The organism is Aggregatibacter actinomycetemcomitans DSM 8324 (assembly GCF_000372365.1).
Taxonomy (GTDB): domain Bacteria; phylum Pseudomonadota; class Gammaproteobacteria; order Enterobacterales; family Pasteurellaceae; genus Aggregatibacter; species Aggregatibacter actinomycetemcomitans.
The window spans coordinates 78,766-89,882 of sequence record NZ_AQUU01000007.1 but is presented as its reverse complement, the minus strand read 5'-3'; the positions used below and the strand labels follow the sequence as shown (position 1 = coordinate 89,882).

Genomic DNA, 11,117 nt, shown 5'->3' with positions numbered 1-11,117 from the left:
ATACATCGTTATATTTTTCTCACATTCTGTTGGGGTAACATCATGAAATTTGAAGTCATTTACAAATTCCTGTTGTTGTGTGTGCTGATTATCAGTTTGTTGTGTGTTGTGATAAGCGGCGCCGGATTATTCTACGGTTGGCAATTGAGCATGCTGTTCAATATTCATGTGAGCTTTGCCGTTTTGCTGGTCGCCGCGTTGTTACTGCATATTCTGAACCGCAAAAATAAATTGGCGAAAATCAATACCCAATTTGCCGATTTGGTCTTACACAATAAATACCCGAGTTATTGCAATTTAGACCGCTTGATCATGACGTTCGAGCATTTTTCCGTTGTGCAAATTGCCGAACAGCTAAACCTGGATTTGGATGCGCTGCTAAAAGAACTCGCCGAAGGAAAAATAAACGTCAAAAATTCCCACAGCACTTTACGGGAGAATTTTCCCCATAATGATGAAAAGATTTTTGCTGCGATCACCATCGTGCTGCAACTTCGTTTAATTAATCCTATCCCTGCTTTTAACTTAAAAGGACATTAAAATGAAAAAGACACTGCTTTATACCGCCATCGCTATGGCTTGCTTACCGGCGTATGCCGAAGAAGTTTTTACCCTTGGGCAAATTGAGGTGATTGCCGATAGATCAACGGATTTAAGCACCACACGCATTGAACAGGCTGACTTACAGAAAAACAATCAAACCAATGTCGCCGAGGTGGCGAAAACCACACCGGGCGTATTTTTGGATCGTAGCGGCGCACGCAATGAACATAATTTGTTGGTACGCGGATTTAAAGCCAATCGCGTGCCAGTGTTTATTGACGGCATTCCGGTGTATGTGCCCTATGACGGCAATATGGACATTGGTCGCTTCACCACCTTCGATTTATCCCGCATTGATATTTCCAAGGGCGCAAGTTCCGTGCTTTATGGCGCCAACACGCTGGGCGGTGCGGTAAATCTCATTACGCAAAAACTGACCAAACCGTTTGAAGGCACTATCGGCTACGGATTTGCTCACGGTAGAAGCGGCAGCACGGGCACCAATCAAACCTACTTTAATTTAGGTTCAAAACAAGACTATTTTTATGCCCAATTAAGCGGTTCATTTTTAGAAAAACAAGGGCTTCAACTGTCGCGTCATTATCATCGGGTTTTACCAAGCGGTGATGATGGCGCACGGGCGGAAAATTCCGTACAACGGGATAAAAAACTCAGTTTGAAAGTGGCGTTTATACGCGCACCTTCGGCAATTGGTTAAGACTGGACGGCGCGTTGTTCTATTCCGAAGTGCGTGATGCCATTGAACTTGTGGCGCATCCGACAATTTCCAATAAAGAACAAAATCAAAACTACGGCAAAGAAGTGTTTAAGGGTGTGGAACTTGCCGCCGCAATTTTTGCGACGGATAACCTGACATTGGGTGCCAACTACACTTATACCCGCGCAAAAAATAAAACCTACACGAACTTTATTGTGCGCGATATTCCGCAACATAAATTCTTCGCTTATGTGGATTGGAAAATTGTGCCTAACCTTTCCCTTTATGTCAGTCAAGAAGCGGAACACGGTCGTTATAGCAGAGATGGTTTCGGCAGCCGGGCGCCGACGGTTAGACTTTCCGGCTTCGGCAATACCAATGCCAAACTCACTTACAACGTTACCGAACAATTCATCGTGGAAGCCGGCGTATTCAACCTGTTTGATAAAAACTACTATTATGAAGCCGGTTATCCGGAAGCGGGACGAGTGTATTTTTCTAACTTGAAATATCGTTTTTAATATTCTGCTTAGCGATAAAAATTGAGCCTTGCAATGACAAAGCTCAATTTATTTTAAGGAATAAAGTGCGGTTGCTTTTCTCAGCGTTTTTAATCTGCTTTTAACGCATATTTGCCGGAACCTAAAAGCATAACGGCAACAAACGCAAACAAGAAAGTCGCAATGCCTTCTGCAGTCCATGAACCAACTTTAGTTAACGTGAAGAGATCGGCGGAATACATTAAAATCATGATGACCACCGAACCACTCGCAGCAATAAACGCGGCGATACGGGTATAAACCCCTAAAATCATTAGAACCGGTGCAACGACTTCCGCCAAATAAGCAAGATATGCAAATGATGCCGGTAAACCGAATTCCATAAACTTCATAGCGACGAAATCTACACCGGTTTTTAATTTATGCACGCCGTGTAGTAAAAATAACACTGAAAAACCAACACGTAAAATAAGTTTAGCCAGTTCAGGTAAATCAACAAGTTGATTAAATTTTTTCACAATAGACATTTAAATCTCCTCAAAAATATAAAAAATGCTGTTTTATTGTAACAAAATTGCTACATATTTATCAATATAGCTTGGAAAAAAGCTGTCTTTCCGAATCTTCAATAATTGGATTACACAACCCCCGTCGGTTCATATATAATATGCCGCCTTTTACGCAATCCGATACAGACAACCCTATGACAATAACGCAAACCGAGAAGAAAAAAAGCTATAATTTCAATAAATTGCAAAAACGTCTACGCCGAAATGTGGGAAACGCCATTGCAGATTTTAATATGATCGAAGAAGGCGACAAGGTGATGGTGTGTTTATCCGGCGGGAAGGACAGCTATACGCTGTTAGATATTTTGTTGAATTTACAGCAAAATGCGCCGATAAAATTCCGGATTGTGGCGGTTAATTTAGACCAAAAACAACCGGGCTTTCCGGAACATATTTTGCCTGGGTATCTGCAAGGTATCGGGGTGGGTTACAAAATCGTGGAAGAAAACACCTATGGCATCGTGAAAGAAAAAATTCCCGAAGGCAAAACCACTTGCTCCCTCTGCTCCCGTTTACGCCGCGGGATTTTATATCGTACCGCAACGGAACTCGGTGCCACCAAAATTGCCTTAGGACACCACCGCGACGATATGTTGGCGACCCTCTTTTTAAATATGTTTTACGGCGGAAAATTAAAATCCATGCCGCCGAAGCTGATTTCCGGCGACGGCAAACAAATCGTGATTCGCCCGTTGGCGTACTGCAAAGAAAAAGACATTGAAAAATATGCCATCGCGAAGGCTTTTCCGATTATTCCTTGCAATCTGTGCGGTTCGCAACCGAATCTGCAACGTCAAGTGGTAAAAGAAATGCTGAATACCTGGGATCGCCAATATCCGGGACGCTTGGAAACCATGTTCAGCGCCATGCAAAACATTACGTTGTCTCACCTGTGTGATCCAAAACTTTTTGATTTCAAAGGCATTAAACACGGTCAATTGATTGAAGGCGTGGAAGGCGATACGGCATTTGATGAAGAAAACATCACGCCGATGCAATTTGATGATGAAGATCAGGCGGATTTCAGCGAGCATGAAATGATCGCCTTTAAGGAAGTGCGGTAGGAAAACATCGGAAAAAATGACCGCACTTTTACGGCGATATGCAAACAAAAAATCGCGGTTTTTACGCAACGATTTTTCTAGAAATTGTATGTGATTAAATTCGTCTTGCCTGCCAATATGCCTTACGCCAATAATCGCTGTTCAACGAGGAATAAATCACGCCACCCTTAGTAGACGCGTGCAGAAATTTGTCTTCCTTCACATAAATGCCCACATGATAGCCATGAGGACCGCGACCGGTTTTAAAGAACACCAAATCACCGGTTTGAATATCGCCTTTTTCAATATACTGACCGTAATTTGCCTGATCTTTGGTTTGTCGCGGCAATTTTATGCCGAAGCGATCGAAAAAGGTGGTTTGCACGAAACCGGAGCAATCCACGCCACTGCGACTTTGTCCGCCGATACGATAAGGCGTTCCCGCCCATTCGTATTGCTGTTCGCTTAAAAGCGCAATCGCCATAATAGGATCGTTTATCTGCCCTTTGTAATTAATCCGCGAGGATTTTGACGGTCCTCCGGAACAGGCGGCTAACGCCAGGACAGAACAACAAATAAGTAGAGATTTAAAAGAAATACGCATAAATCATCCATAACAAAAAGCTACCGACAATCGCTTGCAGTAGCCAATTTATTAAGCTTTCGGTTTGACCTTTTCAACCCGGTTGCGCAATTTTTGTCCCGGTTTGAACACCACCACACGACGGGCAGAAACCGGTACGCTTTCACCGGTTTTCGGGTTTCTACCCGGACGGGAAGCTTTATCACGTAATTCAAAATTACCAAAACCAGATAATTTCACGTCATTTCCTGTTTCCAAAGCCACACGGATTTCTTCAAAAAAGCTTTCGACCAAATCCTTTGCCTCACGTTTACTGAGATGGAATTTCTCAATAAGATTTTCGGCGAGTTCTACTTTAGTTAATGTCATAGTTTAATCTCTCAAATAAGCATTAAAACATTGTTTTAACTCAGATAATACCGTTGAAATTACCGCGTTAATTTCATCTTCTTCAAGGGTTTTTTCATTATCTTGAATTACTAAGCTGATAGCTAAGCTCTTATGCCCTGCAGCAACACCGGTTCCGTGGTAAACATCAAATAAATTGATTTGGGTTAATTTATCTCCGCCTGCTGTACGACACACTTCCAGCACGTCATTTGCAGGGATATTATCCGCAACCACAACCGCCAAATCACGACGATTAGCAGGGAAACGGGAAATTTCTTTGGCACGGGCGACTTCTCGTCGAGAAATGTGTGCGACCGAAATTTCACAAACAAATGCTTTTCCGGTAAGACCAATTTTTTGCGCGATAGTCGGGTGAAGTTGACCAATAAATCCGATTTCTTCACCATCCAGCATAATGGCCGCAGATTGACCCGGATGCAATGCTGTGTATGATTTTGCTACAAATTTTGCCCGATTTCCAGCAGAACTTAACGAAAGTAAGTTTTCAATGTAGCCTTTTAAGTCGTAAAAATCTGCCGGTACGGCTTTTTCGCTCCACTGTTCGTTTGATTTTAACCCTGTCATCACCGCGGCAAAAACTGGCTCTTGGTGCACGCCGAATTCGGCCTTTTCGTCCGGAATAAAACGTAAACCGTGCTCAAACAAACGCACGCGACTTTGTTGACGATTTTGGTTATAAATCACTGCGCCCAATAAACCGGTCAATAATGAAACACGCATGGCGGACATTTCAACGGAAATCGGGTTCGGTAAAACCATCGGTTTAACATCAGGATGCAGCAAACTTTGGATTTTCGGATCAACGAAGCTATAAGTAATGGCTTCATAAAAATCACAACTGGTTAGAGCAGCTTTAATGCGAGATAGTTCAATATCCGCTTCTTTATGTTCACGCATACGCAAATGCGCCAGCGGTGCATTATTCGGAATGCTGTTATAACCGTAAATTCGGGCGACTTCTTCAATTAAATCTTCGGCAATTTCAATATCAAAACGCCAAGACGGTGCAATTGCCGTCCACGTGTCAGCGGCATAAGAAACCTGTAAACCAAGGCGTTGAAGAATATCTGTAACGGTTTCGGTAGCAATATGGTGTCCAAGTAACGCATCTAATTTGTGATGTTGTAACGTGACTTGTTGGCGTTTCGGTAAATATTGTGCGTTTACCACTTCGCAAATTTCACCGGCTTCGCCGCCGCAGATGTCAAGTAAAAGTGCGGTAGCTCTTTCCATCGCTTTGCGCGGCAACTCAAAATCCACACCACGTTCAAAACGGTGGGAGGAATCGGTGTGTAAACCATATTGACGGGCGCGACCGGTAATCGCCAACGGTGCAAAGAATGCCGCTTCTAAAATCACATCTGTTGTGGTTTCCGCATTCACGCTGCTGGTTTCACCGCCGAAAATACCCGCCATTGCCAAGGCGCCATTTTGATCGGCGATAACCAATGTATTCGGCTGTAATTTCGCAGTAGTGCCGTCCAATAACACCAATTCTTCGTTTTCTTTCGCCATGCGAACCTGAATCGGTTGCGCCACTTTTGCCATATCAAAAGCGTGCATCGGTTGACCTAATTCCAATAAAACATAGTTGGTGACATCCACAATCGGGTCAATAGAACGAATGCCGCAACGACGTAATTTTTCCTGCATCCACATCGGTGATTGGGCTTTTACGTTGACATTTCGCACCACACGCAATAAATAACGCGGACAGGCTTCCGGCGCCAGCACATCAATTTGTACTTTATCGTCGATAGTAGGCTGAACCGCTTTAAAGTGCGGTGGATTTTCGTGGAGTTTATTAACCACCGCCAATTCACGTGCAACACCGGTAATGCTTAAACAGTCGGCACGGTTTGGCGTTAAACTGATTTCAATGACGTTATCATGTAATTTCAAGTAATCACGTAAATTCGTGCCAATCGGCGCGTCTTGCGGCAATTCGATAATGCCGTTAGCGTCGGATTCAATACCGAGTTCGCTGAATGAACACAGCATACCTTCGGAAGGCTGACCGCGTAATTTGGTTTTCTTGATTTTGAAATCGCCCGGCAATTTTGCGCCTTCTACCGCACAGGCGACTTTCAAACCTTGACGGCAATTCGGTGCGCCGCACACAATATCCAATAAACGTTCGCCGCCCACATTTACTTTGGTCACGCGTAATTTATCCGCATCCGGGTGTTGCGCGCATTCCACCACTTCACCTACGACAACGCCGGTGAAATCGCCGGCAACCTTTTCCACGCCGTCAACTTCCAAACCCAACATGGTAATTTGATCGCAAAGTTGCTCCGTGGAAATTGCCGGATTAACCCATTCGCGTACCCATTGTTCACTAAATTTCATACTTATCTCTCACTCAAAATTATTTAAACTGTTTCAAAAAGCGTAAATCATTCTCGAAGAATGAACGTAAATCCGTGACGTTGTAGCGTAACATAGTCAAACGCTCTACACCCATGCCCACCGCAAAACCGGAATATTCGTTCGGGTCAATACCGACATTGCGCAACACATTCGGATGCACCATACCGCAACCCAACACTTCCAACCATTTTCCATTTTTTCCCACCACATCCACTTCAGCGGAAGGCTCGGTGAACGGGAAATAAGACGGACGGAAACGCACCTGTAAATCTTCCTCAAAAAAGGCGCGTAAGAAATCATGTAACAAGCCTTTTAATTCGGTGAAATTGGCGTGTTTGTCCACATACAATAATTCGATTTGATGGAACATCGGTGTGTGGGTTTGGTCGTAATCGTTACGATACACACGACCTGGCGCCATAATGCGAATCGGCGGCTGTTGTTTTTGCATGGTACGAATTTGTACACCGGAGGTTTGGGTTCTTAACAATAACTCAGGATTAAACCAGAAGGTATCGTGATCAGCGCGTGCCGGGTGATGTTTCGGGATATTTAAGGCATCAAAGTTATAATAATCGCTTTCGATTTCAGGGCCGGATTCCACGGAGAAACCCAATTCGGAGAAAAATTTGGTGACACGTTCAATAGTGATGGAAACCGGATGTAAACCGCCCATTTCCACTTTACGCCCCGGCAAGCTCACATCAATACGTTCATTTTCCAGTTTGGCGTCTAATAAGACTTGTTCCCACTCTGCTTTTTTGGCATTTAAGAAATCCAACGCCGCTTGTTTGGCTTCGTTAATTTTTGCACCCACCGCCGGACGCTCTTCCGCCGCCACATTGCGAAGTTCTTGCATTAATTGGGTAAAATGCCCTTTCTTACCAAAATATTCCACCCGAATTTCATCAAGCGCCGCAAGGCTTTTATTTTCAATACTGTCTATGGCATTTCTTGCTTTCTCCACAAGATCTTTAAGATGCTGCATATATATCCTCTGTCATGTTCGATTTATCTGGAAAAATGCTTATAATGATAATATTAACTACTTAGAAAATCACGCAATTTATCAGGTTTTAGGCAAATTATTCGTGAGTCGGAAAAGATACTGATGAAAAAACACATAAAAAAACAACCGCACTTTGGGGAACGAGAGAAAGTTTAATGCTGAATCTATTAAGCCCAATTTCTTACAGACAAAGAAATAGAGACTTCAAAAGCCTCTATTTCGTATCGGTAAAATGAAATTTTATAACTGACGCAACTGTTGCAACGCTTCAATACGTTTTTCCAACGACGGGTGGCTTAAAAATAACTCTTTCAAACCGCCGCCACGTTTACCGTTAATGGCAAATGCCGCTAAGGCGGAACCTTCTAATTCTTGCGGTTCATGCAAACTTTGCAGACGTTTTAACGCATCAATCATTTTTTGTTTGCCTACCAAATCCGCCGAACCGGCATCCGCTCTGAATTCACGTTGACGGGAGAACCACATGGCGATCATGCTTGCCAAGAAACCGAACACCACTTCCAGCACCATGGACACCAAGAAATAAATACCGGAATTGCTTGAACTTTCACTGCCCTGATTACGAGAATTGGCGACTACATTCGCGATTAAGCGCGATAAGAAAATCACAAAGGTATTCAACACGCCTTGCAACAATGCCATCGTGACCATGTCACCGTTTTTAATATGGCTCACTTCATGCGCCAGTACAGCTTCCGCTTCACCGCGCGTCATTTTGTTTAACAGCCCCGTACTTACGGCAACCAACGAATTATTTTTGCTCGCACCGGTGGCAAAGGCGTTGACATCGGCGGAATGATAAATAGCCACTTCAGGGCGCGGTAAACCGGCACGTTCTGCTTGCGAATACACGGTATCCACCAACCAACGTTCGGTTTCATTACGCGGTTGTTGAATCACTTCCGCACCGATGGCACGAATCGCCATAGTTTTAGACATAAATAAGGAAATGATGGAACCGGCAAAACCGAACAGTGCCGCGAAAATCATTAACCCGGACGCGTCACGGGCTTGAATGCCGGTTAAAGATAAAATGATGTTGAAAACCAGTAAAACCGCCATGTTCGTGGCTAAGAAAAGTAAAATGCGCATCATAGATAAAAACTCCCTAAATAAAATAATAATGAAAATATACTTGGCTATAATGATGATAAAAACAGGAAAATCAAGTATACCGATGAATTTTCTACGGAAGAATGATAATTTAATGGGAAAACATACAAAAAAGTGCGGTCGGTTTTAAGGACGTTTTTTGAAAAGAAAAATGGAGTTGGTCGATAAGCCGGGTTCTGTCGTGGACAATCATTCATCTAGGCGCACATTTACACATACGCTCAAGCAACCTACCCGAATCCTGAACGGGCCATTCATTGGATTCCTATTTGGTCTTGCTACGAGTGGAGTTTACCCTGCTGCCAACCGTTACCGGCGGCACGGTGCGCTCTTACCGCACCCTTTCACCCTTACCTGATCTCTTGCGAGCCATCGGCGGTTTGCTCTCTGCTGCACTTGTCGTAGGCTCTCGCCCCCCGGACGTTATCCGGCACTCTGCCCTGTGTAGCCCGGACTTTCCTCCCGCCTACTTGTCCCCCGGTTTACGCTTGTGCGACGTTAGAGGCTTCAATAGACCGGCGATTGCCTGACCAACTCAGGCGCGCAGTATAGCCTAAATTCTTGGCGAAATATAGTGTTAAGTAAAAAGTTAGGCTAGAATGAGCGCCACAAAAAACGTTCCGAAAACAAACCGCACTTTCCCCGCGCTAATAAGGAAACCGCAATGGATTATTTACACATCGCTCAGGAAACCCTGGGTGTGGAAGAAAACGCCCTCGGGCAACTTAAACAAAGATTAGACGGCACTTTCGCCGACGTCGTAAATTTGATTCTGAACTGCAAAGGTCGTTTGGTTATCGGCGGCATCGGCAAGTCCGGATTGGTAGGCAAAAAAATGGTTGCCACTTTCGCTTCCACCGGCACGCCGAGTTTCTTCTTACACCCGACGGAAGCCTTTCACGGTGACTTGGGTATGCTCAAACCCATTGATCTGGTTATGCTCATATCTTACAGTGGCGAAACCGACGATGTGAACAAACTCATTCCAAGCCTGAAAAACTTCGGTAATAAAATCATCGCTTTAACCTCGAATAAAAATTCTACGCTGGCGCGCCATGCGGATTATGTGTTGGACATCACCGTAGAACGCGAAGTCTGCCCGAATAATCTGGCACCGACCACCTCCGTTATTGTCACCATGGCATTGGGCGACGCATTAGCCGTCTGTTTAGTGCGCGCCCGCGATTTCCAACCGGAAGATTTCGCCAAATTCCACCCTGGCGGCAGTTTGGGACGCTGTTTGTTATGCCGCGTGAAAGATCAAATGCAAACCCACTTACCGATCGCCGCATTAACCACCACCTTCACCGATTGTTTGACCATCATGAACGAAGGCAGAATGGGCGTGGCGTTGGTGATGGAACAACAGCAACTGCGCGGCATTATTACCGACGGCGATATTCGACGCGCGCTCACCGCAAACGGTGCAGAAACCTTGAATAAAACTGCGCAGGAGCTCATGACCTCTCATCCGAAGACCATTCACCAAGACACCTATATTTCGGAAGCGGAAAATTACATGAAAGCGCATAAAATTCATTCTTTGGTTGTAGTGGATGATGCGCAACACGTGGTCGGTTTAGTGGAGTTTTCAAGTTAATGACAACAGAATTACAAGAAAAATTGAAGCAGGTGAAATTCGTCATCACCGATGTGGACGGCGTATTAACGGACGGTTTATTGCACTACGATGCCAACGGCGAAGCGATCAAAAGTTTTCATGTGCGCGACGGTTTAGGCATCCGAATGTTGATGGAAGCCGGTGTGCAGGTCGCCGTCTTATCCGGGCGTGATTCGGCGATTTTACGCAAACGCATTGCCGATTTAGGCATTAAACGCTTCTTTTTGGGTAAATTGGAAAAAGAAAGCGCCTGTTTGGAATTATGCCGCCAAGCCGGTGTTGTGCCCGAACAAACCGTCTACATCGGCGACGACAGCGTTGACCTTCCCGCTTTTGCCGTTTGCGGCGTTTCCTTCGCCGTTGCCGACGCGCCCGAATATGTCAAAGATTGCGCCGATTACGTCCTAGGTTTAGGCGGTGGCAAAGGGGCGTTTCGTGAAATGTCCGACATGATCTTAAACGCCCAAGGCAAAAGCGACATTTACAGTTCCGCACAAGGATTTTTGAAAACAGCGAAGAAGATGGCACAGTAAAAACGCTTGAAAAAAGAACCGCACTTTACGGGCGCAGATAACGCGCCCTACTTTTCCCCTCAACTATTTCCATAAACCTT

General features: G+C 44.7%; 10 protein-coding genes, 1 other RNA gene and 1 pseudogene. 5 read left to right on the top strand and 7 right to left on the bottom strand.

Annotated elements, in window-relative coordinates:
- Window positions 1–42 precede the first annotated feature (42 nt).
- Window positions 43–540 carry a hypothetical protein gene (locus A3CS_RS0105345; RefSeq protein WP_025298397.1) on the top strand — a complete coding sequence of 166 codons (498 nt, stop codon included), beginning with the start codon at window positions 43–45 and terminating at the stop codon, window positions 538–540.
- A gap of 1 nt (window position 541) precedes the next feature.
- Window positions 542–1,782 (top strand): annotated as a pseudogene (locus A3CS_RS01000000110920) (TonB-dependent receptor plug domain-containing protein).
- A gap of 89 nt (window positions 1,783–1,871) precedes the next feature.
- Here the strand turns inward: A3CS_RS01000000110920 and A3CS_RS0105335 are convergent.
- Window positions 1,872–2,288: a DoxX family protein gene (locus tag A3CS_RS0105335; protein WP_005544757.1), complete on the bottom strand. Its 417-nt coding sequence runs from the start codon at window positions 2,286–2,288 to the stop codon at window positions 1,872–1,874.
- Between the two features lie 140 nt (window positions 2,289–2,428).
- Here A3CS_RS0105335 and ttcA point away from each other — a divergent pair, with 140 nt between their 5' ends.
- Window positions 2,429–3,394 carry a tRNA 2-thiocytidine(32) synthetase TtcA gene (ttcA, locus tag A3CS_RS0105330; RefSeq protein WP_169331099.1) on the top strand — a complete coding sequence of 322 codons (966 nt, stop codon included), beginning with the start codon at window positions 2,429–2,431 and terminating at the stop codon, window positions 3,392–3,394.
- Between the two features lie 94 nt (window positions 3,395–3,488).
- Here the strand turns inward: ttcA and A3CS_RS0105325 are convergent, their stop codons facing one another.
- The 6 genes from A3CS_RS0105325 to rnpB all read right to left on the bottom strand — a co-directional run bounded on the left by A3CS_RS0105325 (window position 3,489) and on the right by rnpB (window position 9,421).
- Window positions 3,489–3,977 (bottom strand): NlpC/P60 family protein, encoded by a 489-nt coding sequence (locus A3CS_RS0105325; protein ID WP_005544763.1) that lies wholly within the window; start codon window positions 3,975–3,977, stop codon window positions 3,489–3,491.
- 51 nt (window positions 3,978–4,028) lie between these two features.
- A complete protein-coding gene (locus A3CS_RS0105320; protein WP_005543400.1) occupies window positions 4,029–4,325 on the bottom strand; it encodes an integration host factor subunit alpha in 297 nt (98 codons plus the stop codon).
- Between the two features lie 3 nt (window positions 4,326–4,328).
- On the bottom strand, window positions 4,329–6,719 hold the full coding sequence (gene pheT, locus A3CS_RS0105315; RefSeq protein ID WP_005574469.1) for a phenylalanine--tRNA ligase subunit beta: 2,391 nt from the start codon (window positions 6,717–6,719) through the stop codon (window positions 4,329–4,331).
- 19 nt (window positions 6,720–6,738) lie between these two features.
- Window positions 6,739–7,728 (bottom strand): phenylalanine--tRNA ligase subunit alpha, encoded by a 990-nt coding sequence (gene pheS, locus A3CS_RS0105310; RefSeq protein ID WP_005574468.1) that lies wholly within the window; start codon window positions 7,726–7,728, stop codon window positions 6,739–6,741.
- Between the two features lie 261 nt (window positions 7,729–7,989).
- Window positions 7,990–8,865 carry a protease HtpX gene (gene htpX, locus A3CS_RS0105305; RefSeq protein ID WP_005544769.1) on the bottom strand — a complete coding sequence of 292 codons (876 nt, stop codon included), beginning with the start codon at window positions 8,863–8,865 and terminating at the stop codon, window positions 7,990–7,992.
- Between the two features lie 167 nt (window positions 8,866–9,032).
- An RNA gene (gene rnpB / locus A3CS_RS1000000111180) (RNase P RNA component class A) lies at window positions 9,033–9,421 on the bottom strand.
- A gap of 126 nt (window positions 9,422–9,547) precedes the next feature.
- Here rnpB and A3CS_RS0105295 point away from each other — a divergent pair.
- Both A3CS_RS0105295 and A3CS_RS0105290 read left to right on the top strand, forming a co-directional pair.
- On the top strand, window positions 9,548–10,483 hold the full coding sequence (locus A3CS_RS0105295) for a KpsF/GutQ family sugar isomerase (protein ID WP_005544771.1): 936 nt from the start codon (window positions 9,548–9,550) through the stop codon (window positions 10,481–10,483).
- The gene (locus tag A3CS_RS0105290) at window positions 10,483–11,037 is read left to right on the top strand and encodes a KdsC family phosphatase (protein ID WP_005544773.1); all 555 of its coding nucleotides are present in this window, start codon (window positions 10,483–10,485) and stop codon (window positions 11,035–11,037) included. Before A3CS_RS0105295 ends, A3CS_RS0105290 begins: the two co-directional genes overlap by 1 nt.
- The last annotated feature ends 80 nt before the right edge of the window (window positions 11,038–11,117 follow it).